The sequence below is a fragment of the Streptomyces sp. WAC05374 genome, assembly GCF_004353505.1.
GTDB lineage: Bacteria > Actinomycetota > Actinomycetes > Streptomycetales > Streptomycetaceae > Streptomyces.
Genome location: NZ_SMNQ01000001.1, coordinates 731,289 through 754,025, shown reverse-complemented (window position 1 = coordinate 754,025; position 22,737 = coordinate 731,289). Strand labels below are relative to the sequence as shown.

Sequence of the window (22,737 nt, the reverse complement as noted above, 5' to 3'; positions counted from 1 at the left end):
TGACCCCCTCCGGCGCCACCGGGTCCGCCACCGACGAGCGCGAACTGATGCTCCGGGTGCTCGGCGCGCTGCTCCGGGAGGACGTCGCCGGGCTGCGCACCCGCTCCACACCCGTGGAGCGGGCCGACGGCCCCTGGCTGCGCCTCCCCGACCCCGGCCGGGAGGGCGGCGCCCTGCTGCTGCCCGTGACGGAGGACGGGTTCCAGAGCGTGTACGCGGCCCGGCTCCCGCTGCTCCTCCGCGAGCCGGACGGCGCCGGACTGACCGGCCACGACGAGGTGCTCGACGCCCTCGCCGCGCTCGCCGACCCGGCCGACCGGGACGGCTTCCGCGCCTTCGCCGAGGAGTGCCGCCAGACCCTCGCCACCATGCGGCTGCACCGGCGCACCCACGACGACGTCACCCGCGCCCTGACCGCCCGCCACGGCACCGACCCGGCCGGCTGGACCGGGCTCACCGGCGCCCTCGCCCACGACACGCTCGCCGCCCGCCACGACCACCCCGTCTACCCCACCGCCCGGGGCCGGGCCGGACTGGACGAGCGACACCTGCGCGCCTACGCCCCGGAGTTCCACCCGCGCTTCGCGCTGCGCTGGCTGGTCGTACCGCGCCGGGCCCTCACCGTGACCGGCACCCTCCCCGACCTCTGGCCCACCCCGGCGGCGCTCGGCCTGCCGCACCTCGACACCGGCCACCTCGCCCTGCCCGTTCACCCCCTCACCCTCGGCGAGCCGCTGCGCGAGGCCCTGCGCGCCACCGGACTCCAGGCAGAGGCGGTCCTCGCCGACCGCCCGTACCTCGACGTCGTCCCCACCCTGTCCATGCGGACGGTGGCCCTCACCGCCGACCCGGCCCTCCACCTCAAACTGCCCCTCGCCACCTCCACCCTGGGTCTGCGCAACCGCCGCACCATCAAGCCCGGCACCCTCGTCGACGGGGCCGCCGGCCAGCGGCTGCTGGAAGCGGTGACCGCCCGCGAGCCCCGCTTCCGCGCCACCGTGCTGCACGCCGACGAGACCGTCCACGCGCACGCCGGGCACGAACTCCTCGCCGTGCTCTGCCGCCGCTGGCCGGACGGGCTCGACGGCGCGGCGGTCGTCCCCCTGGCGGCCCTGCTGAGCCGGGCGCCCGGAGGCCGGCTGGTGATCGACCACCTCGCCGACCGCTTCTACGGCGGTGACCCGGTCGCGCTGCTCGACGCCTGCCTCACCCTGCTCCTCGACTGGCACACGACCCTCTTCGCCTACGGCATCGCGCTCGAGTCCCACCAGCAGAACACCTCGCTGGTGCTGGACGGCCCACCCGGCCGCACCCGGATGCGGCTGCTGCTGAAGGACAACGACGGGCCGCGCGTCCACACCGCCCGCATGCGCGGCGCCCTCGGCGCGGACGCCCCGCACCCGGCCGCGTTCGCCGACGCCCGTGTCTTCGGCGACGACGACCGGCCCGTCACCGACCTGTTCACCACCATCACCGTCCATCTGTGCGCGGGCGCCCACGCCTTCGGGCTGGCCCGGCACGGCCGCGCCCCGCTGGACCGGCTGCTCGGCCTCGTCCGCGACCGGCTGGCCGAGGCCGTCGAGCGGCTCGGCACCGCGCCGGGGGAGCCGGGAGCCGTGCTGCGCGCGCACGTCCTGGACGCGCCCGAGCTCCCGGTCAAGGCGATGGTCACCGCCGGGACCCTGCTGACCAAGGAACGCTCCGGCGCGGCCGACATCAACAAGCACTACACCACCGGCCCCAACTACCTGCGCCGTGCGCCGTGACCGTGGCCCCACGCCCGCCCGCCCACGACCGGCCCTCCGCTCCCCCCGATCACTCCGCACTGGAGCCCTGTGATGTCCCCCCTGAACAACCCGCCCACCGCCACCCCCACCGGCCTGCCCACCGCCGGCGAGGTGACGGCCCACACGCTGCTCAACTGCCTGCTGCGTGAGGTGTCCGGCCCCGAGGAGCAGGCCGAGGTCACCGGCGGTCACCTGCTGCTGCGCCTGCCCCGCCGGGGCGTGCTGCTGCGCGTCGCCCTGCGCCGCACCTCCCTGTCCGGCGCGCACCGCTTCACCGGGCCCGTGCGGGAACGCCGCGACGGCGACTGGGCGGAGGTCGGCTGGCGGCGCCTCGCGGCGTACGTACAGGACGAGCTGGCACTGCGCACGGGCGTCCGCAACGAGGAGTTCCCCGACCAGCTCGCCTCCAGCCACCGGGCGCTCGCCGCCACGCTCGCGGCCCGCACCCCGGCCCGGCCCGCCGACGAGGGCGGCACCGGGGGCGGCGACAGGGCCGCGACCTACCTGGCCTCCGAGCAGTCCCTGCTGTTCGGCCACCGCTTCCACCCCACGCCCAAGGCCCGCTCCGGCGACACCGCCTCCTGGCTGTCGTACGCCCCCGAGGCCCGGGCCTCCTTCCCGCTGCGCCACCTCGCCGTCCGCGCGCACCTCATCGCCGAGGAGAGCGCCGCACCGGGCGCCACCGCGCCGCTCGACCGGCTGAACCCCCGCGTCCCGGACGGCTACCGGACGCTGCCCGCGCACCCGTGGCAGTACGAGATGCTGCGCGACCACCCCGCCCTCCGCGCGGCCCTCGGCCGCGGCGACGTCATCGACCTGGGCCGCGGCGGGCCGCCCTTCGCCGCCACCGCATCGGTGCGCACCCTCTACGACGGCGAGACGTTCCTTAAGTTCAGCCTGAACGTCCGCATCACCAACTGCCTGCGCAAGAACGCGCACTACGAACTGGCCGGCGCGGTCGCCCTGACCCGACTGCTGGAGCCGGTCTGGGCCGACCTGGCCACCCGCTTCCCCGGCAGCGCCATGCTGCGCGAACCCGCCTACCGCACGCTCGCCCTGCCCGGCCCCGACGGCACCCCGGACCGCGACCTGTTCGAGGGCCTCGGCGTGATCGTCCGCGAGGGCCTGGCCGGCCGGCTCATGCCCGGCACCACCCCGCTGCTCGCGGGCGCCGTCGCCGACGAGTACCCGACCGGCCCCGCCCACGTCTCCCGACTCCTGGCCGGGGCGGGCCCGGCGACCGCCCGCGAATGGTGGGCGGCCTACCTCAGGCTCCTCGTCCCGCCCGTCCTGGCGGCCTACTTCGACCACGGGGTGGTCCTGGAACCGCACCTCCAGAACGTCCTCGTGTGCGTGGACGACGACGGCATGCCCGCCCAGGTGCTCTTCCGTGACCTGGAGGGCACCAAGCTGCTCGCGGACCACCACGCGCGGACCCTCGCCGCCCTGCCCGCCGAGGTCGCGGGCCCCCTGACGTACGACGCCCGGCGGGGCTGGGACCGCGTCGTGTACTGCCTGCTGGTCAACCACGTCGCCGACATGCTGGCCGCCGTCGCCGACCTGCACCCGGGCACCGAACGCGCCCTGTGGGCCCAGGTCCGCACCACCCTGCGGTCCCACGCCCGCCGGTACGGCAGCCCGCCGCCGCTCACCGCCCTGCTCGCGGGCGGGCCGCTGCCCGCCAAGGCCAACCTGCTCACCCGCTGGCAGCGCAGGGCCGACCGCGAGGCCGGTTACGTCCGCCTGCCCTCCCCGTTCACCCAGCTCGTGCCGTCCACCGCCGACCCCGTCCGGAGCGCCGCCCGATGACCGCCCCCACCGCCGCCGTCCGTGACCGGGTCCTGGCCCTGTCCTCCGCCGAACTGCCCGCCTACGTCTACGACCTCGCCGCGCTGCGCGCGCACGCGGCGGCCGTGCGGGCGGCCCTGCCGGGGTGCGTGGAGCTGCACTACGCCGCCAAGGCCAACCCCGAGCCGGAGATCCTGGCCGCGCTCGCCCCGTACGTGGACGGCTACGAGGTGTCCTCGGGCGGCGAACTCGCCCACGTGGGCCGGGCGGTGCCGGGCCACCCGCTGGCCTTCGGCGGCCCGGGCAAGACGCCCGACGAGATCGCGGCGGCGCTGGAGCGGGGCGTCGCGCGCTTCCACGTCGAGAGCGCGCACGAACTGCGCGTCCTGGCCGAACTCGCCGGACGCGCCGCGCCGGACACCCCGGTGGCCGTCCTGCTCCGCGTCAACCTGCCGCCGGCCGACGGGGCGCTGGCGGGCAGCTCCCTGACGATGGGCGGCCGCCCCACACCGTTCGGTCTCGACCCCTCCGAGGCCGGCGCGGCCGTCCGCCTCCTCACCGACGGCACCCACCCGCACCTCGAACTGCGCGGCGTCCACGCCCACCTGGCCAGCGGCCTCCACGCGCCCGAGCTGCTGGCGGTGGCCGGGTCGGTGGTGAGCTGGGCCGTGGAGCTGGCCGCTCGCCACCGCGTCCGCCTCGCGGAGGTCAACGTCGGCGGGGGCATGACCGTGGACTACGCGGCCCCCCGGCGGCGGTTCGACTGGACCGCGTACGGCGCCGGTCTCGCCCGCCTCGCCGCGGCCCACCCGGACCTCACCCTGCGCATCGAGCCGGGCCGGGCGCTGACGGCGTACTGCGGCTGGTACGCCACCGAGGTGCTGGACGTGAAGCACAGCCACGGCGAGGAGTTCGCCGTCGTCCGGGGCGGTACCCACCACCTGCGCACCCCCGCCACCAAGGGGCACGACCAGCCCTGCTCCGTGCTGCCCGTGGAGTCCTGGCCCCACCCCTGGCCGCGTCCCTCCGCCCGGGGGGACCGCCTCACCCTCGCCGGCCAGCTCTGCACGCCCAAGGACGTGCTCGCCCGCAACGTCCCGGCGCACGGGCTCCGGGCCGGTGACCGGGTCGCGTTCGGCCTCGCGGGCGCCTACGCCTGGAACATCTCGCACCACGAGTTCCTCATGCACCCCCGGCCGGGCTTCCACTTCCTCGGTGCCGGACTCCCGGGCCCCAGCCCGCTCGAAGATGGCGGTCGACCTGCTGATCGCACGGCGGGAGGTGCACCCGCGGGAGAAGACCAAGCCGGCCGAGCCGCACGCTGAACGGCAGCGCCAGCGCCTTCCGTCATGCGCGGGCCTCAACTCATCAACGCCGCCGAGTAGTTGACAGGCGATCCAGGGCGACGCTTTGATCAGGCACTCGTAACGTCCGAACACCTACAGGGGGAACGCTTGATGAAGCGCAGCACAGCGGCAAAGGCCGGTATGGCTCTCGCGGCGAGCGTCATCATCGTCGGGGGCATGGCGGGCTCGGCTTCCGCAAGCGGAAGCAACGTGACCATCTCCCGGACCTGGGGCACAGCGACCTTCACGACCTACGGCGACGAGCTGAAGGTGAAGGACCTGACCGCGGACGGCTACTCCGTGCATGCGAAGATCCAGCGCTACCAGAAGGTCAACATCGACGCGTGGAGCTGGGTGGATCACCGGACCGGCTGCTACGACACGACCACCACGAGCCACACGACCGACGGCTACTCGGTCTGCGACTACGACCTGATCGAGAACGACCCGGTCCGGGTCTGCATCGTCCGCTCGAAGGACGGCGTCCGCTACGGCGACTGGGTCTGCAGCGCCCAGACGCAGGCCTGATTCCCGCCGTCCCGCGCGCCTCCGCCCGTGCTCGGCCGCGGGCGCGGGCGCGCAGGACGCTTGCGCCCCACCCTCGCGGTAACGGTCTCCTCGCGGTGGACGGTTTTGCCCACGTCGTGGCGGGGTGCCTGGTGCTTGTCCGCTGTGCCGGGCGGTCGTCCAGGGCCGGCGGGCTCGGGCCGCGGAGCTGGTCGGCGGTAACCGCGGTGGCGGTACGCAGGTGCAGTCGATGAGTTTGGGCGGCTCTGGGAGTCTGATGGAGGACACGCGATCCCTGGAGGCCGCCCCATGGCTGAACCACATGTTCCGGAAACTCGGAAAGCTCTGGAACGGGCGATCCACGTCGAGCGGTTGGCGCTCGCTCAAGACCTCGCCGAACTCAGCGAGGCTCAGTGGGCGAAAGCATCACTGTGTGAACGCTGGACCGTGGAGGAGGTCGTAGCCCATCTGACGGCAGGCGCCGGCACGAGGATGTGGCGCTGGCTGCTGAGCATGCTGGCCGCGCGGTTCGACCCCGATCTGCACAACGACCGACGACTCGCGAAGCACCGTGGTGCTACACCTGAAGAGACCTTGCGGCGATTTCGCGAAGTTGTCGCCGGGCCCGCCGGGCCGACAGGACACACTGCGGCCTGGCTGGGCGAAACAGTCGTCCACGGCGAGGACATCCGCCGGCCATTGGGTCTCGTGCGGACACCCCCGGTGGCCACGACGACCGCCGTGGCTCGGTTCTTCGCCAGCCGCGATTTCACTGTCGCGAGCAGCACTGCGATCGCGGGCCTGCGAGTCGAGGCCACAGACGGACCGTTCACCACCGGCTCGGGGGATCTGCTCCGGGGGCCGACCCTCTCGCTGGTGATGGGGATGGCGGGCCGCGCAGCAGCCTGCGAGGACCTTGAGGGGGACGGGGCGGCAGTCCTGCGGGCCCGACTGCGTTCGGGTTAGAGCCGCGCCGGCGGACGGGGGTCACCTCGCCCTGGCCGCCTTCGTGGCGATCGGCCGTTTCGCACGGGACCCTTCACCGGCTGACCGGTCCGTCCCTCGGGGCGGGTGCGCGCGGGAAGGGCCGGGAGTGGCGCACACGTTTGGCAACTCGATTAGGTGAGGCTAACCTTAGTCCTCCGGTGTCCCAACTGCCGCGAGAAACGGCCCTCTTGCGCGACGTGGTGGGACCGAAGGAAGGGACCCCTTTGACCACGGCCACCCCCCGCCTCGTCGCCCCGCCGTCACGTCTTCTCGCGCTCGCCCCGCCCCTCGTGCGGGCCGCGCACGCCGGTGACGCCGCCGCGCTCGAAGCCCTGTCCCGGCCGTTCGTCCGCTCGGGCGCCCTGCGTGAGCGCCCCCGCTCCCTGTACGCCGCGGACGCGGCCGACTTCCTGGTGGCGGAGGGCCCGGACGGCACGCTCGAAGGCTGCCTGGGGCTGCGCGTCCACCGCTCCGAAACGGCCGGGGACCGCGGTCCCACGGGCGTCCTGTACAACTTCTGTGTCGCCCCGCACCGGCAGGGGCGCGGGGTGGGCCGGCTGCTGATGCGGGCGGCGCTCGCCCGGGCGGCGGCCCAGTCGCTGAGCGCGCTGTTCACCGCGACGACCGGGGGCGGGGACCTCTTCCTGCGGTGCGGCTTCACCCCCGCCGGGACGCGTCCGGCGCCCACCGCCTGGGTCGACTCGCTGGACCCGCGCCGCAATTCACGGATACTCGTCCGCGCGCTCTGACCGGTGGCCCCGCACGGGGGCGGGGTCCGGTCCGGCAACCGGCGTCCGGACCCGCCCCCCGGGCGTCCAGGACATCCGGCTCCTCCGCGGTGCCGCCCCCGCCGGCCACCAGAGCCGGCGGGGGAGTACCTCACGGCACGCGGCGGCCGGTGAGCACCTCGTACCGGTCGGAGGTCACGCGCCGCCCTCCTCGGGATCGGGCACCACGGTCGTGCCCGAGCCGCCGTCGCCGAGGACGCCCCGCAGCACCGCGTGGGGCACCCGGCCGTCCAGGACGTGCGCCGCGCGCACACCCGACCGGACCGCCCGCAGGCACCCCTCCATCTTGGGCAGCATCCCGCTCGCCAGTTCCGGCATGAGCTTCTCCAGCTCACCGGCCGTCAGGCGGTCGATCAGTACGGGGTCGTGCGGCCAGTTCGCGTACAGGCCCTCGACATCGGTGAGCACCACGAGCCTCTCCGCCTCCAGGGCCACCGCCAGCGCCGACGCCGCGAGGTCGGCGTTGATGTTGTACACCTGCCCGTCGTCCCCCCGCGCCACCGGGGACACCACCGGGACGCGGCCCTGGTCCATCAGGGCCAGCAGGACCCGCGGGTCCACGCCGACGATGTCACCGACCAGCCCGATGTCCACCGGCTCACCGTCCACCCACGCCGCCCGCCGCACGGCCGTCATGGTGTGGGCGTCCTCGCCCGTCAGCCCCACCGCGAGCGGCCCGTGGGCGTTGATGAGCCCCACCAGCTCCCGCTGCACCTGACCCGCCAGCACCATCCGGACCACCTCCATCACCTCCGGGGTGGTCACCCGCAGCCCCGCCTCGAAGCGGACCTCCAGGTCCAGGCGGTCGAGCAGCGCGCTGATCTGCGGTCCGCCCCCGTGCACGACCACCGGGCGCAACCCGGCACGCCGCAGCTCCACCACGTCCCGGGCGAAGGCGCGCTTCAGCTCCTCGTCGACCATGGCGTTGCCACCGAACTTGACCACGACCGTCCGGCCACCGGACTCCTGCGGCCGTGTCACCCCCGCGCTCATGAGCTGTACGCGCTGTTCTCGTGGACGTACTCGGCGGTCAGGTCATTCGTCCAGATCACCGCCGACGCGTCACCGGAGCGCAGGTCGGCCGTGATCCTGATCCGGCGCCCCGACAGGTCCACCCCGGCACGGCTCTCACCCGCCGCGCCGTCCCGGCACACCCATACGCCGTTGATGGCCACGTCCAGCCGGTCGGGGTCGAACACGGCGTCCGTCGTACCGATCGCCGACAGCACCCTGCCCCAGTTGGGGTCCTCCCCGTGCAGGGCGCACTTGAGCAGGTTGTTCCTCGCGACCGAGCGGCCCACCGTCACGGCGTCCTCCTCCGACGCCGCCCCGACGACCTCCACCTCGATCTCCTTCGACGCGCCCTCCGCGTCCGCGACCAACTGCCGTGCCAGGTCCTGGCAGACGGCGTGCACCGCCCCGGCGAAGGCGGCCGCGTCCGGTGTCACTCCCGAAGCGCCCGACGCGAGCAGCAGCACGGTGTCGTTCGTGGACATGCAGCCGTCGGAGTCGACCCGGTCGAAGGTCGTACGGACCGCCTCGCGCAGTGCGGAGCCGAGCGCGGGCGCGTCCACCTCCGCGTCCGTGGTGAGCACCACCAGCATGGTGGCCAGCCCGGGCGCGAGCATGCCCGCGCCCTTCGCCATCCCGCCCACGACCCAGCCGGGACCACCGGCCACCGCCGTCTTGTGCACCGAGTCCGTGGTCTTGATCGCGACGGCCGCGTCCTCGCCGCCCCCGGGCGAGAGCCGGGCCGCGGCGGCGTCGATGCCCGCGGAGACCTTGTCCATCGGCAGCATGACCCCGATGAGTCCGGTGGAGCACACCGCGGTCTCGTACGGGTCCACTCCCGCCGCCCGGGCGGTGCGCTCGGCCATGATGCGGGCGTCGACGGCTCCCGCCTGACCCGTACAGGCGTTGGCGCCACCGGAGTTCAGCACCACCGCGGACACCCGGCCACCGGCGAGCACCCGTCTGGACCAGCGCACCGGGGCGGCCTGGACCCGGTTGGAGGTGAACACCCCGGCGGCCGCGCGGGACGGGCCGCGGTTCACCACCAGGGCGAGGTCCGGGTCACCGGATTCCTTCAACCCGGCGGCCACACCGCTCGCGAGGAATCCCTGGGCAGCGGTCACACTCACGGAGCCACTCCATTCTTGGGCAGGCCCAGGCCTTCCGGCAGGCCGAGGGCGACATTCATGCTCTGCACCGCGCCACCCGCGGTGCCCTTGGTCAGGTTGTCGATCGCGCTCACGGCGATCAGGCGACCGGCCCGCTCGTCCACGGCCACCTGCACCTGCGCGGTGTTCGAGCCGAGGACGGCACCGGTCGACGGCCACCGGCCGGCCGGCAGCAGCCGGACGAACGGCTCGGAGCCGTACGCCGCTTCGTACGCGGCACGCGCCGCCCCACCCGCACCGGCGGCGGACCCGGACCGGTGCGCCGGGCGCAACCGCGCCGAGCAGGTGGCGAGGATGCCCCGCGCCATCGGTGCCAGCGTGGGTGTGAAGGAGACCGTCACCGGCTCGCCCGCCACCCGGGAGAGGTTCTGCGTCAGCTCCGGTGTGTGCCGGTGGCCGCCACCGACTCCGTACGGGCTCATGGCGCCCATCACCTCGGAGCCGAGCAGGTGCGGCTTGACCGCACGGCCCGCCCCGGAGGCCCCGCTCGCCGCGACGACCACGGCCTCCGGCTCCACCAGGCCCGCGGCGAAGGCCGGGTACAGCGCCAGGGTCACCGCGGTCGGGTAGCAGCCGGGTACGGCCACACGGGCCGCGCCCGCCAGTTCCGCACGCGCGCCGGGCAGTTCGGGAAGCCCGTAGGGCCAGGTGCCGGCGTGGGCGGAGCCGTAGAAGCGTTCCCAGTCGGCGGGGTCGCGCAGCCGGAAGTCGGCGCCGCAGTCCACGATCAGCGTCCGCGGGTCCAACTGGCCGGCGACGGCGGCCGACCGCCCGTGCGGCAGGGCGAGGAAGACCACGTCGTGCCCGCGCAGCGCCGCCGCCGAGGTCTCCCCGAGCACCCGGTCGGCGAGCGCGGTCAGGTGCGGCTGCACCTCCCCGAGCGTGCGGCCCGCGCTGCTGTGCGCGGTGACCGCGCCGATCTCCACCTCCGGGTGTGCCGCCAGCAGGCGCAGGATCTCCCCGCCCGCGTAACCGCTCGCTCCGGCCACCGCGACCCGTACCGTCATGTGCGTCGTCCCTCTTCGTGCGTGCTCGATGTCCGGCCGGTGCCCGGCCGGTTGTCTGATGGCGGGTCAGGCCCCCTCCGCGGGGCGGCCGGCCGCCAGGTCGCGCAGCAACCCGTCGGTGGTGCACACGACGCCGCTGCGCGCGGCCCACCGCAGGGCCATGGAGTGCTCCTCGGCGGAGAAGTCGGCCACCGCGTCGGCGACGACGAAGGGCTGGATGTCGTTCATGAAGGCGTCCGCCGCGGTCAGCAGGACGCCGAGGTGGGCGTACACCCCGCAGACGATGAGCTGGTCGCGCCCTTGGGACCTCAGCAGTCTGCCGAGGTGGCTGCGGAGGAAGGCGTTGTGGCGCACGTTGGCCAGCAGGTGCTCACCGGGGCGTGGTGTCAGCGGGGCCACGATCGCGGCGGCGTCGGACCCGTCGCCGATGCCCGGGCCCCAGACGTCGGCGAGCAGGCCGCGCCGGCCCGGCTCCTGCGCGGCCGGTTCGGCGCTGAAGACCACCGGCATGCCCAGGGTGCGAGCGAGTTCGCGGAGCGCGGCGATGTTGTCGACCAGCTCCACCACGGGCGAGCGGCCCGCCGGGAACGCCCGCACGAAGTGGTTCTGCATGTCGTGGACGAGCAGCGCGGCGCGCGCCGGGTCGACGGTCCAGGGGACGGAGGAGGCGGGGAGTGTGGAGCGGTCGGGCATGGGATAGGCCCCGATGACCGGCAAGCCCATGAATGGTCTCCTCCCCTGACGGACGTCCGCGGCGCTCAGCTTAGGGCATATGGTTAGGTCAGGCTAACCTAAGCTCACGTGTATGTGGGCGGGAAGAGGCGGAGAGAGAAGTGACGGTGACGACGTATCGGGACGCCTGGGGCATTCCCCACCTCAGGGCGTCCGACGCTCTGCAACTCGCCCGCGGTCAGGGCGAGAACGCCGCGCTCGACCGCGCCTGGCAGATCGAGGTGGAGCGGCACCGCTCCCAGGGCACCACCGCCTCCTTCCTCGGCGAGGACGCCCTCTCCTGGGACCGGCTCGCCCGCCGCGCCCGGCTCGACGACACCGCCCGCCGGTGCTTCGAGAACCTCGACGAGCCCACCGCCGCCTGGGTGTCCGCGTACGTCGACGGCGTCAACGCGGCTCTCGTACGCGGCGCCTCGGCGGCCCCGGAGTTCGCCGCCACCGGACTGGAGCCCCGGCCCTGGGAGCCGTGGACGCCGCTGGGCGTCTGGCTGGCCCACCACATCCTCTTCGCGGGCTTCCCGACCAAGCTGTGGCGCGAGGAGGTCGCCCGCCGGCTCGGTGACGACGCCATCGAGCTGTTCGCCACCGACGACCCGGGCACCGCCGGGTCGAACGGCTGGATGGTCTCGGGCGAACGCACCGCCACCGGTGCGCCGCTCATCGCGGGCGACCCCCACCGCTTCATCCAGGACCCGGGTTTCTACCAGCAGATCCACCTGTCCTGCCCCGAGTACGACGTCGTGGGCTTCGCCGTCCCCGGCGTCCCCGGCGTCGCCCACTTCGGCCACACCGGAGGCGTGGCCTGGGCCATCACCAACGCCATGTCCGACTATCACGACCTGTACCGGGAGCGGCTGCGCCGGACGGACGGCGGCGTCGAGGCCCTGGGCCCCGACGGGTGGCGGCCGGCGGTCCACCACCGGGAGACCATAGAGGTCGCGGGCGGCGAACCGGTCGAGATCGAAGTGATCGAGACGGAACGCGGTCCGGTCGTCATCGGCGGCCCCGACGAGGCGCCCGAACCGTCCGGCACGGCCGGGCGGCCGGACCAGGACCCGTCCAACCAGGACCCGTCGGACCCGTGCGACCTGTCCGGCGCGGCCGGGCTGCCGGGGGCCTCGGGGATCAGTCTGCGCTACCCGCCACGGGTCACCGCCGACCTGGGGTTCGCCGTGATCCCCGCCCTCATGCGGGCCCGCACGGTGGCGGACGTGGACCGAGCGCTCGACGGCTGGATCGAGCCGGTCAACGTCGTGCACGCCGCCGACACCGCCGGGGAGCTGCTCCACCGCGTGGCCGGGTACGTCCCCGTCCGGCACCGCGACAACCGCCTGCGCGTCGTGCCCGCCTGGCTGCCCGGACACGCCTGGCGGGGGCGCCACGACACCCCCCGCGCCGAGGTCGACGGGGTGGCCGTGATGGCCAACGCCCGTGGCATCGCGACCCCGCTGGGCGTGGAGTTCGCGCCGCCCCACCGCGCCGCCCGCATCGAGACCCTGCTGCGCCGGTCCGAGGAGTGGACGGCCCACGAACTGACGGCCATCCACATGGACACCCACCTCGCGGCCGCCAAGCCCCTTCTGGCGCAGGTGGCCGGACTGGAGGGGCTGGACCCCGCGTCGGAGCGGCTGAGGCGGCGCCTGCTGTCCTGGGACCTCCACATGGACGCCGACAGTGTCGAGGCGGCGGACTACGCGCGGCTGCGCTCGGCCGTCACCCGCCGGATCGCGGCGGCACCCGCGCTGAAGGACCTCGCCGCGCCGCTGTCGTACCCCGCGGTGTTCGCCCCCTGGCTGACGCTCACCGCCAAGGTCGCCTTCGCCCTGGAGACCCTGCTGACCACCGACCGGCTCCCGGGGCTCGACGTCCCGGCCGTCGTCCGCGCCGCCCTGGCCGAGGCCGCCGCGGCCGAACCCGTCCCCTGGGGCGGCCTCCACCGCCTCGCCCCCTGCCGGGCCCTGCCCGCCGGCCGGGAGGAGCACTGGCCCGGAGTAGGCGGCGACCACGACTGCGTCCTGGCCACCTCCAGCACGCCCGGGGTCACCCACCTCAGCTCCCGCGGCCCGTCCGCCCGTTACGTCTGGGACCTCTCCCACCGCGACAACAGCCTCTGGGTCGTCCCGCTGGGCACCCGTGGCATGCCGGGTGACCCGCACCACCGCGACCAGCTCCCCCTGTGGCAGCGGGGCGAACTCGTCCCGGTCGTCACCGACTTCGCCCGCCTGACCCAGGAGCCGGAGAGGCCGTGACGCGGGCGGCGCCTCAGTCGTGCGCCGGCCGGCCGCTGAGGCGGTGGTCCGCGAGACTGAGCGCCTCGTCGACGAGGCGGCGCAGGTGGCCGTCGCGCAGGGCGTAGACCACCCGGCGGCCCTCCTTGCGCGTGGTGACCAGTCCGGCGAGGCGCAGCCGCGCCAGGTGCTGGCTGACGGCGGGGCGGGCCGCGCCGCACACTCCGGTCAGGGTGCTCACGTCGGCCTCGCCGCCGGACAGCGCGTGCAGCAGTGTCAGGCGGGTGCGGTCGCCGAGCAGCGCGAGGAGCTCGGCGGCCAGGGCGAGCTGTTCCTCGCCCGGGTCTCGCGGATGCGCATCATGCGCAGGTGACAGGTGCGTGCGTGCGCTCATACGCACATAATGGGTGTGTGGGCCGTGTCGTGTCCACCTCCATGGCGGAAGGGGTTCCAGGTGAGCGTCCACCACGACCACGACCACGACCACGGCCACGGCCACGCGCACGATGGCAGTCACCACCACGACGGCGGCCACCACGGCCACCACCACGGACACGAGCACGGTCATGGCCGCCGGTGGCACCGGCTGAGGCACCTGCTCGCCCCGCATTCGCACGAGGCCGCCGACAAGGTCGACACGGCGCTGGAGTCCTCCGCGCGCGGCATGCGGGCGCTGTGGACGTCGCTGGCCGTGCTCGGGGCGACGGCCGTCGTGCAGGCCGTGGTGGTCGTCCTGTCCGGCTCCGTCGCCCTGCTGGGGGACACCGTGCACAACGCGGCGGACGCCCTGACCGCGGTGCCGCTCGGTGTCGCCTTCGTCCTGGGGCGACGCGCGGCGACCCGCCGCTTCACCTACGGCTACGGGCGGGCGGAGGACCTCGCGGGCATCGTCATCGTCCTCACCATCGCCGCCTCCGCCGGCTTCGCCGCGTGGAGCGCGGTCGACCGGCTCCTCGATCCGCGTGACATGAGCCATGTCCCCGCCGTCGCCGCCGCGGCCGTCGTCGGGTTCCTCGGCAACGAGTGGGTGGCGCGCTACCGCATCCGTGTCGGCCGGGCGATCGGCTCGGCCGCGCTCGTCGCCGACGGCCTGCACGCCCGCACCGACGGGTTCACCTCGCTGGCGGTGCTGCTGAGCGCGGGCGGCGCGGCACTGGGTTGGCGCCTGGCGGACCCGGTGGTGGGCCTGCTGATCACGGGGGCGATCCTGCTGGTGCTGCGGGACGCCGCCCGGGAGGTCTTCCGCCGGGTGATGGACGCGGTGGACCCGGCGCTGATCGACCGCGCCGAGCGGGCACTGCTCGGGGTCGGGGGCGTCCGGGGCGTCGGGGAGCTGCGGCTGCGGTGGATCGGGCACCGGCTGCGCGGCGAGGTGGCGGTCGTGGTGGACGCCGATCTGACGGTGCGACAGGCGCACGACATCGCCGTGGAGGCGGAGCACGCCCTGCTGCACGCCGTGCCGAGGCTGACCGCGGTCCTGGTGCACGCCGACCCCGCGTGCGGCGACGGTGCGCCCGACCCGCACCGGGCGCTCGCCCACCACCTGGCCGGGTCGCCCGGCGCGGGCGGCTGAGGACCGCGTACCGGCCCTCCTCGCGAGGGGGTGGGGAACCCCGTACGACGTGGGGGCGTCGCCCGGGGCTCCCGGCCGGTGGGGTGGGACGGAGGGTCAGCGGTCGTCGCCGAGCTCCTGGTGCATCTGCGGCTGGTCGTCCTTGTCGTGCGTCAGCGCGTACCTCTCGATCTCGTTGAAGTGCTTGGAGGCGGTGCCGAGGACCTCCTTGTAGGGGTTCACGCCGACCGTCTTTTTGGCGGTGCCGCCGAGGAGCCCGCCACCGATGCCGCTGACGACCTCGTGGCCCTCGGCGAGGGGCTTGGCGGGGATGTCGATCGGGCTCTTGGGGACGCCCGCCATGTCGGCGTAGGTGTCGCCGAGGCCGACGCGGATGACGGCGATGAACGCGTCACTGACCGCCGGGGGGAGCAGTTCGCGGTAGAACTTGACGGCCTGGGCGGTCATGAAGACGCCGTCGTCGGTCTTCTGCCACTCACGGGCGCGTTCCTGCTGCCACAGGTCCCGGACGATGCCGACGTCCTTGGGCAGGAGCCACTTGTCGGGTGTGCCGAGGTAGTGGTTCACGTAGTGCCAGGCGCACATGAAACCGTGGGCGTCCTCCTTGGAGACGTCGATGCCGAGGTTCTTCATGGCCTCGAGGATCTGGACGCTGAAGACGCAGGCGGCCCCGGTGGTGTACTTCTGCGAGACCGGCTCCCCCCACGTCTCGTAGTCCCACTCACCGCTCTTGTTGTGCAGTTGCCGCACCGAGGCGTGCACCAGGCGCACCTTGGTCACGGTGGCGGCCAGGGTCCCGTCCCGCAGTGCGTTCTTGTTGCCCATGTCGATGAAGAGCCGCGAGGACTGGGACAGCCGCCGGCCCGGGCCCTTCACCCCGCCGAGGCGGCCGGTGGACCGCAGGGTGAAGGCGCCCGTGGGGGAGAGGTAGGTGCCGATCAGGCCCACCGTGCCCTGGAGCATGGACACTTCGCCGTGGTGGTGGGCGAAGAACCCCTCCGCGGCCCTGACGTCCGCCTCGGTCCAGCCCGGCGGCTCCGCCTCGGCCTCGTCCAGGAACCGCGCCAGCCGCTGCGGCAGGTGCGAGCGGTCCTGGCCGGGACCCAGCGTGTTGATGGTGCGGAAGAGCTGGTTGACGCCGTCGATTTCCCGGTTCTCGATCAGCTCCGACACCAGCGCGTCGGCGGCCGGGTCCCCGACCTTGCTCGCGGCGTCCAGCTCGGCCGCGACCGTTTCCTTCGTCAATGCCACGGTGACACTCCCTTCCTCGTCCATCGGTGGGGGTGGCTGATCCGGCCCGGGGCATGACGGTGCGCCGGTGGGACCGACCGGCCGCGGGGCAAGATCACCGATCGTGATCATTCCCCCGTCGGGCCGGGCTCGCGATTCCCCGCCGGGAGGACGTGGAAGTGCGCCGGGCGCGCCCGAGGGGCGCACATGGCCGCGTGGTCACGGCGCGGAGCGATCCACCGCCGTCCCGTCCCTGTCCCCGGGCAGGAACGTCACCTGCGGCGCGCCCGTGCGCGGATGGACCGCCACCTCGCCCGCCACCCCGTACACCTCGGCGAGCAACCGCGCGGTGAGCACCTCGGCGGGCGGTCCGGACGCGTGGACCTCGCCGTCGCGCAGGACGTGGAGGCGGTCGCAGTAGTAGGCGGCGAGGTTCAGGTCGTGCAGCGCCACCAGGACCGTGGCCGGGAGCCGCCGCAGGACGCCGAGCACCTCCAACTGGTGCCGGACGTCCAGGTGGTTGGTCGGCTCGTCGAGCACCAGCAGGGCGGGCTGCTGGGCCAGGGCGCGGGCGATCAGCACCCGCTGCCGCTCGCCCCCCGAGAGGCGGTCGAAGAGACGGTCCGCCAGGCCGGTGGCGTCCACCGAGGCGAGGGCCGACGCGATCAGCCGGGCGTCCTGCGCGGTGTCGCCGTCCAGCAGCCGCTTGTGCGGGCTACGCCCCATCGCGACGACCTCCCGCACGGTCAGGTCGAAACCCGCGCCCGGGTCCTGCACCACGGCGGCCAGCGTACGGGCCAGCCGCCGCACCGGCAGCGACCGGACGTCCGTCCCGTCCACCCGTACGCACCCGGAGTCCGGACGCAGCACGCGGTAGACCGCCCGCAACAGGCTGGACTTGCCGCTGCCGTTGGGGCCGACCAGGCCGACCACCTCACCCGGCCGGGCCGTCAGCGACACGTCCCGCACCAGGAGCCGCGCCCCGGCGCTGAGCGTGACGCCCTCGACGGTGAGCTCGCTCGCGCTCATCCCACTCCTCGGTCGGTGTCCCGCCGGGCGTCCCGGCGCATCAGCCACAGGAAGAACGGCCCGCCGCACAGCGCCGTCAGGACACCGACGGGAATCTCCATCGGCGCCATGACCGTACGGGCGGCGATGTCGGCCCAGACCAGGAACACCGCTCCGGCCAGCGCGGCCGCCGGCAGCACCCGGCGGTGGTCCCCGCCCACGAAGAGGCGCACGATGTGCGGCAGCATCAGGCCGACGAAGCCGATCGGCCCGGCCGCCGCCACCAGCACGCCGGTGACCAGCGACAGCAGCACGAACATCCGGGCCCTGAACCGTGCCACGTCCAACCCCATCGTGGTGGCCGCCTCCTCACCCGTCAGCAGCAGGTTCAGCGCACGGGCCTGCACCAGCAGCACGGCGATGCCGGCCAGCAGCGCGGCGGCCGGCAGCCACAGCGTGCCCCACTGGACACCACCGAGGCCGCCCAGCGTCCAGGCGAGCACGGCACGCGCCTCGTTGCCCCCGTCGGAGGTGAGCAGCAGCAGGTCCACCACGGCCGTGAGCACCGCGCCCACAGCCACGCCCGACAGCACCAGCCGCACCGAGGTGATCCGCCCGCCGGCCCGCGCCGTGCTGTAGACGAGCAGCAGGGTGAGCAGGGACCCGGCGAACGCGGCCACCGACAGCGACACCGGCCCCAGCAGGCTCACCCCGAAGACGATGACCGCCACCGCGCCCAGGGAGGCGCCCGAGGACACGCCCAGCAGGTACGGCTCGGCGAGCGGGTTGCGCACCAGCGCCTGCATGGCCGTGCCCACCACCGCGAGCCCGGCCCCCGTCACCGCCCCGAGCAGCACGCGCGGCGCCCGTACGTCCAGCACGATCGTCTCGCGCGCGCGGGACCACACGGGCTCCGACCAGTCGGCGCCCAGCGCGTGCGTCACGATGCCCCACACCTGACCGGGTGGCACGTGCACCGAACCGATGGCCATGCCAGCCGTGACCGACACCAGGAGGAGGGCGCCGAGCGCCACCAGCGTCACGGCGAACGCCGGCCGGCGCCCCCGCTCCCCGCCACCGGTGCGTGGCACCCCGGGCGCGGCGGGGGGCGCGGTCTTCGCCGGTGCCGTCACCGGAACCTCTCCGGGTGCAGCCCGCGGGCCAGGTCCTCGACGGCGTACGGCGGCCGTACCCCGACCAGCGTCGCGGTCAGCGGCAGCACCACGAACCGCTTGTTCTTCACGGCCGGGACGTCCGCGAGGGCCGGCTGGGAGAGCAGGAACCTCTTCTTCTGCTCCACGCTCCCGGCGCCCGCGTAGTCGTAGATGGCGATGACCTCGGGCCTGCGGGCCACGACCTGCTCCCAGGAGGCGTCGCCGAAGACCTCGTCCAGGTCGGCGAAGACGTTCCGCCCGCCCGCCAGCCGGATGATCTCGGTGCCGAGGCTCTTGCCTCCGGCCGTGAACGCCGACTTGTCGCCGCTGTCGTAGACGAACACCGGTACGGCGGGCGCGCCCTTCACGGCCTCGGCCGTCCTGGCGATGCGTCCCCGCAGGTCGGCGACCAGCCGGTCGGCCCGGTCGCGTACGCCGAACACCGCGCCGATGGTGCGGATCTCGTCGTAGGTGTCCTGCATGGACACCTGCTTCTTGCCGCAGTACTCGCGGTTGAGGTAGGTGTCGATGCCCGCGTCGGCGAACGCCTTGCGGGAGCGGCCCTCGTTGTCGGCGAACGCACTGCCGTAACCGCCGTAGACGAAGTCCGGCTCGGCCTCCAGCACGGTCTCGAAGGACGGTTCCTTCTCCGCCAGTTCCGGGACGGCCTCGAAGTCCTTCCTGAGCGGGGGCAGGACGGCGGAGTCGGGGAAGGCGGTGCCGACCATCCGGTCCTTGAGCCCGAGCGCCAGCATCAGCTCCGCCGGATGCTGGTGGATGGTGACCACCCGGGAGGGCGGCCTGTCGTACGTGGTGCGGGTGCCGCAGTTGTCGATGGTGACCGGGAAGCCCGCGCCGGACGGCGCGGCGGCCTTCCGGTCACCGGCGGCCCGCTCGGGCGAGCCGCAGCCCGCGAGCAGGGCCACGGACAGGGCGAGGGCCACCGCCACGGCGCGCGGGGCACGGCGGCGGGGACGGGTCCGGGCGGGGGAGGGGGAAGAAGGACGGGGCGTGCCGTCGTACACGTAAAGCCTCCTGGGGAGTCCGCGCTCCTCGGAACGGGCCCGCGACAGGCCAGTGTCCTGACTCCCGGATCGACGTTCCCCCCGCCTTCCCGCGCGTGGTGCGCAGTGGCCTTCTCGAAGGGTTCCACTCCCCGGTCACAGTGGCGGGACCGTGCCGGAATCGCACCGGCTTCCTGTCTCCCGTCGCGGTGATGACCAGGTGATACTACGTTTCCGTCGATGACGGTCAAAAGGGCGCATGGCCGGAATCGTGCGCTCCGGGGACGTCGTCCGCGCCCCGACCGTCCGGTGCCGCGTCCGTCCGGCCCCGGGTCCCGGGTCTTCGCCGCGCGGTCCCGGCGACGCGGCCCTCCTCGCATGCCGCTGCCGGGGCGTTGTCCTGTTGTGGCCGGTGACACAGGGCGGGACCTGGCGCGTGGCGCGACGCCTCTGGAATGCTGCCGTCGACCCCACGGCCGAGAGGACGGTGGCACCCGTGTGCCCGCGTGTGTGTGACGGAGCGCCGGACGGCGACCCCGCCCCCGATGTCCTCGCACGGGTCCGGGCCATCGGCCCCTACTTCGCCGTCACCTGCGGGCCGCGCCCCGACGCCGCGCGCTTCCGGCCGCTCACCGACCTGTACGCCGACCGGGACGGGGCGCTGGGCGCGTACGTCGCGGAGGTGGGGCGGCGGCTCGGCACCGGACAGCGCCGGGTGGCCGCGTCCACCCTCCACATCGGCACGGCCGCCCGCCTGTGGTCGGTCACGCTGGCCGTCGCCGCGCTCACCGGCCGGGCGCCCGGTCTCGCGCCCGACCGCGTGTGGTGGAGTACGCCCGAGTCCGGCCCGGTCGACCTGTGGCTGCCCGAGGTGCCGGCGCTGTCGGCCCCGGCGGGCGGCGACCTTCCCGGGGCGCTGCACGAGACCGTCGTCGTACGCCACCTCCAGCCGCTGGGCGACGCGTTGCGCGCACACTGCGGGCTGTCCCCGCACGTGCTGCGCGGCAACGCCGCCGCCGCCCTCATCGGTGCCCTGCGGGTGCTCACCACCCATGCCCCCGACGCCCCGTGCCCGCCACTGCCGCTGGTCGCCGGCCTCCTGGCCCGGGAGCCGCTGGCGGGCGCCGGGGCGTTCACGCCCCGTCCGCTCACGTACCGCCGCCGGAGCTGCTGCCTCTACTACCGCGTCCGTGGCGGCGGTCTGTGCGGCGAGTGCGTCCTCAAGCCAAGCGGTACGCCCCGTTGAGGTAGTGCTCGCCGATGTCACGGAGCCGGTGGGCCGCGGAGCGGTGGGCCGTCAGCACGCGGGCGTTGCGCCAGAACCGGTCGAGGCCCGGCGCGTCGGCCAGCTCCAGCACCCGGGTGGTGACGCGCAGTGCGGCGTCGGCCGTGACGGTCTCGGCCGTGGCGACGAGGGCCGCGACATCGGCGGGCTCGTCCGGGTCGAGGTGCCGCCCGGCTTCGAGGGCCCTGGCCATGGCGTCCGTCGCCCGTTCGACGACAGCGGCCGCCGTCCGGGCAGCGGAGGCCAGTTCCCCGTACGCGAGGAGGACGTCCGGGTCCCTGACGGGCAGCCGGCCGTGGTCGGCCGGTGCCACCGGCCGGTCCGGCAGGACCGCGGGCGTGGTCCTGCCGGCGTCGCGGGCCTCCGACAGGGCTCCCTCGGCGATGCCCAGGCCGACGTGACACAGGGCGAGCCGGAGTGCGGGGCCGGCGAGCGCGGTGAAGGGCGCGGTCGACTCCTCGTCGTACGGCCGGGGGCCGAGGACCTGCGCGGGTGCGACGGCCACCCGGTCGAAGGCCACGGTGCCCGCGCCGGCGACCCGTTGGCCGAGCCGGTCCCGGGCCGGTTCGACGGACACCCCCGGGTGGTCGGAGGGCACCCGCACCACCAGGACCTCGCCCGTCACGGCGCACAGCGCGTCCACGACGAACCGGTCGGCGACGGTCACGGCCGTGTCCACCGGACGGCATCCGGTGAGGAGGTGGCCGGAGTCGAGCGGGGTCAGCGTGAGGTCGCGCCCGCCGCCGTCCGGGGCGGTGCCGAGCACGCGGCCGGCCATCAGCAACTGGCCGCGTGCGGTGTCCCGTTCCAGCGCGCCCGCGCGGTGCGGTGTGCCGTAGAAGCGTCCGCTCCAGGCGTGCACGTAGTGGCGGGCGAGCAGCTCGCCCACGGAGCTGTCCGCCGTGGCGATCTCCCGGACGGCGGCGCAGCCGGTGCGCCAGTCGACACCGTGGGCACGGCCCGGGGGGACGAGGGCCGCGAGCAGCCCGGCATCGCGCAGCCGGGCCACCTCGTCGGCGGGCGGCCTGCCCGCCCGGTCGCGGGTGACCGCATCGGCGGCGAGGTCCTCCGCGACGTCCCGCGCCGCGCGCAGCGGCGCACCGGGCTCGTGGGCAGGGGCAGGGGCGGGGGCAGGGGCGGTCGCGGACATGGCGGGCGTCATCGGCAGGCCCCGGCGGGGTGAGGCGGGTTGACGGCTGACGGTGCGTCGGAGCCGTGGGGGGTGGCCGTGGTCATCTGCGTACTCCAAGAGGGGGGGGGGGCGGGCAGGGTGGGCGCCGGTGGCGCCGCGTCCCGGGGGCTCGGACCGTGGTGCGGGTCCTGGGGGCCGTTGTCCGGGCGGGGGTGCTGTTCAGGGTCGTGGCCGGACCGGCGGACTGGCGGCGGCGCTCCCGGAAGGAGCACGCCAGGGCCGCCGCCCAGACCGCGTGGATCAGCGCGTAGACGGTCCACTGCACGGCGTCGCCGGCGCCGAGCCAGTCGCCGCGCAGCAGGGTGCGGACGTTGGTGAGGACGATCAGGCCACCCACCGCCGAACCGAGGATGCGCGGCGGCACGTGGCGTACCAGCCAGGCGGCGACCGGCGCGGCGATCAGGCCGCCGGCCGGCAGGGCGACCGCCCAGGTGTGGTCGATCCCCTCGGAACCGGGGCCGACCAGGAAGCCGGTGCTCGCGGCGACGGCGACCAGGAACTCGCTGGTGTCGATGGAGCCGCTCACCTCGCGCGGTTCCAGGCGTCCGCTCGCGAGGATCGCGGGGGTGCCGACCGGGCCCCAGCCGCCGCCACCGGTGGCGTCCAGGAATCCGGCGACGGTCCCGAGCGGGGTGAGGAACCGTTTGCGCAGGGGCTTGCCCAGGTTGCCGGTGGGCAGGCCCAGGAAGGTGAAGCGGCCGAGTACGTACAGGCCCAGGGTCAGCAGGATCAGGGTCATGACAGGCTTGGCGACGTCGGTGGACAGTCCGGCCAGGACCGTCGCCCCGGCGAACGCCCCGGCCGCGCCCGGGATGCCGATCCTGGCGACGACGCGCCAGTCCACGTTGCCGAACCGCCAGTGGGCGGCGCCCGAGGCGAGGGCCGTACCGATCTCGGCGAGGTGCCCGTGGCGGAGGCGGCGGCGGGGTTCGTGCCGACCG

20 protein-coding genes and 1 riboswitch are annotated in these 22,737 nt (G+C 74.6%); of the genes, 9 read left to right on the top strand and 11 right to left on the bottom strand.

Translation table 11 applies throughout. From position 1 onward, the window contains the following. Positions 1-47: 47 nt before the first annotated feature. The 6 genes from E2B92_RS03445 (at position 48) to E2B92_RS03420 (ending at position 7,164) form a co-directional block, all read left to right on the top strand. The gene (locus E2B92_RS03445; protein WP_126889300.1) at positions 48-1,766 is read left to right on the top strand and encodes an IucA/IucC family protein; all 1,719 of its coding nucleotides are present in this window, start codon (positions 48-50) and stop codon (positions 1,764-1,766) included. A 72-nt stretch (positions 1,767-1,838) separates the two neighbouring features. Continuing rightward, entirely contained in the window at positions 1,839-3,596 is a 1,758-nt protein-coding gene (locus E2B92_RS03440; RefSeq protein ID WP_133087383.1) for an IucA/IucC family protein, read from the top strand. Continuing rightward, a complete protein-coding gene (locus E2B92_RS03435; protein WP_126887271.1) occupies positions 3,593-4,900 on the top strand; it encodes a type III PLP-dependent enzyme in 1,308 nt (435 codons plus the stop codon). The genes E2B92_RS03440 and E2B92_RS03435 overlap by 4 nt, the downstream gene beginning before the upstream one ends. Positions 4,901-5,131: 231 nt before the next feature. After that, on the top strand, positions 5,132-5,449 hold the full coding sequence (locus tag E2B92_RS03430) for a hypothetical protein (protein ID WP_126887270.1): 318 nt from the start codon (positions 5,132-5,134) through the stop codon (positions 5,447-5,449). Between the two features lie 288 nt (positions 5,450-5,737). Next, positions 5,738-6,394, top strand: a complete 657-nt coding sequence (locus tag E2B92_RS03425; protein ID WP_126887269.1) for a maleylpyruvate isomerase family mycothiol-dependent enzyme — start codon at positions 5,738-5,740, stop codon at positions 6,392-6,394. 245 nt (positions 6,395-6,639) lie between these two features. Then, positions 6,640-7,164 carry a GNAT family N-acetyltransferase gene (locus tag E2B92_RS03420; RefSeq protein WP_126887268.1) on the top strand — a complete coding sequence of 175 codons (525 nt, stop codon included), beginning with the start codon at positions 6,640-6,642 and terminating at the stop codon, positions 7,162-7,164. 174 nt (positions 7,165-7,338) lie between these two features. Here the strand turns inward: E2B92_RS03420 and argB are convergent, their stop codons facing one another. From argB to E2B92_RS03400, 4 genes are all read right to left on the bottom strand, one after another. Then, positions 7,339-8,196: an acetylglutamate kinase gene (gene argB, locus E2B92_RS03415; RefSeq protein ID WP_126887267.1), complete on the bottom strand. Its 858-nt coding sequence runs from the start codon at positions 8,194-8,196 to the stop codon at positions 7,339-7,341. Beyond that, positions 8,193-9,344, bottom strand: a complete 1,152-nt coding sequence (gene argJ / locus E2B92_RS03410) for a bifunctional glutamate N-acetyltransferase/amino-acid acetyltransferase ArgJ (protein WP_126887266.1) — start codon at positions 9,342-9,344, stop codon at positions 8,193-8,195. The genes argB and argJ overlap by 4 nt, the downstream gene beginning before the upstream one ends. Next, positions 9,341-10,390, bottom strand: coding sequence for an N-acetyl-gamma-glutamyl-phosphate reductase (gene argC, locus E2B92_RS03405; protein WP_126887265.1), 1,050 nt, complete (start codon positions 10,388-10,390; stop codon positions 9,341-9,343). The genes argJ and argC overlap by 4 nt, the downstream gene beginning before the upstream one ends. A gap of 66 nt (positions 10,391-10,456) precedes the next feature. Then, entirely contained in the window at positions 10,457-11,113 is a 657-nt protein-coding gene (locus tag E2B92_RS03400; RefSeq protein WP_126887264.1) for an isochorismatase family protein, read from the bottom strand. Positions 11,114-11,223: 110 nt separating this feature from the next. Here E2B92_RS03400 and E2B92_RS03395 point away from each other — a divergent pair, with 110 nt between their 5' ends. Beyond that, entirely contained in the window at positions 11,224-13,371 is a 2,148-nt protein-coding gene (locus E2B92_RS03395; RefSeq protein WP_126887263.1) for a penicillin acylase family protein, read from the top strand. Between the two features lie 13 nt (positions 13,372-13,384). On the opposite strand, the gene E2B92_RS03390 is transcribed toward E2B92_RS03395, so the two are convergent. Beyond that, positions 13,385-13,744, bottom strand: coding sequence for an ArsR/SmtB family transcription factor (locus tag E2B92_RS03390; protein ID WP_126887262.1), 360 nt, complete (start codon positions 13,742-13,744; stop codon positions 13,385-13,387). 60 nt (positions 13,745-13,804) lie between these two features. Between E2B92_RS03390 and E2B92_RS03385 the strand changes: the two genes are divergently transcribed. Then, complete coding sequence (locus E2B92_RS03385; RefSeq protein WP_235023666.1) at positions 13,805-14,923, top strand: cation diffusion facilitator family transporter; 1,119 nt, start codon at positions 13,805-13,807, stop codon at positions 14,921-14,923. Positions 14,924-15,019: 96 nt separating this feature from the next. Here E2B92_RS03385 and E2B92_RS03380 read toward each other — a convergent pair whose 3' ends face one another. From E2B92_RS03380 to E2B92_RS03365, 4 genes are all read right to left on the bottom strand, one after another. Further along, a complete protein-coding gene (locus tag E2B92_RS03380) occupies positions 15,020-16,174 on the bottom strand; it encodes an oxygenase MpaB family protein (RefSeq protein ID WP_235023665.1) in 1,155 nt (384 codons plus the stop codon). 198 nt (positions 16,175-16,372) lie between these two features. Beyond that, the gene (locus E2B92_RS03375; RefSeq protein WP_126887259.1) at positions 16,373-17,182 is read right to left on the bottom strand and encodes an ABC transporter ATP-binding protein; all 810 of its coding nucleotides are present in this window, start codon (positions 17,180-17,182) and stop codon (positions 16,373-16,375) included. Beyond that, positions 17,179-18,294: a FecCD family ABC transporter permease gene (locus E2B92_RS03370; RefSeq protein WP_399432051.1), complete on the bottom strand. Its 1,116-nt coding sequence runs from the start codon at positions 18,292-18,294 to the stop codon at positions 17,179-17,181. Before E2B92_RS03370 ends, E2B92_RS03375 begins: the two co-directional genes overlap by 4 nt. Further along, positions 18,291-19,340 (bottom strand): ABC transporter substrate-binding protein, encoded by a 1,050-nt coding sequence (locus E2B92_RS03365; protein WP_126887258.1) that lies wholly within the window; start codon positions 19,338-19,340, stop codon positions 18,291-18,293. Before E2B92_RS03365 ends, E2B92_RS03370 begins: the two co-directional genes overlap by 4 nt. 30 nt (positions 19,341-19,370) lie before the next feature. Further along, a riboswitch (cobalamin riboswitch) is annotated at positions 19,371-19,555 on the bottom strand. Between the two features lie 260 nt (positions 19,556-19,815). Here E2B92_RS03365 and E2B92_RS03360 point away from each other — a divergent pair. Continuing rightward, on the top strand, positions 19,816-20,565 hold the full coding sequence (locus E2B92_RS03360) for a (2Fe-2S)-binding protein (protein WP_235023664.1): 750 nt from the start codon (positions 19,816-19,818) through the stop codon (positions 20,563-20,565). On the opposite strand, the gene E2B92_RS03355 is transcribed toward E2B92_RS03360, so the two are convergent. Both E2B92_RS03355 and E2B92_RS33740 read right to left on the bottom strand, forming a co-directional pair. Beyond that, positions 20,540-21,754: an acyl-CoA dehydrogenase gene (locus E2B92_RS03355; RefSeq protein WP_235023695.1), complete on the bottom strand. Its 1,215-nt coding sequence runs from the start codon at positions 21,752-21,754 to the stop codon at positions 20,540-20,542. The two genes, E2B92_RS03360 and E2B92_RS03355, sit on opposite strands and share 26 nt — an antisense overlap. Before the next feature lie 82 nt (positions 21,755-21,836). Then, positions 21,837-22,640, bottom strand: a complete 804-nt coding sequence (locus E2B92_RS33740) for a sulfite exporter TauE/SafE family protein (RefSeq protein ID WP_235033016.1) — start codon at positions 22,638-22,640, stop codon at positions 21,837-21,839. Positions 22,641-22,737: the final 97 nt, after the last annotated feature.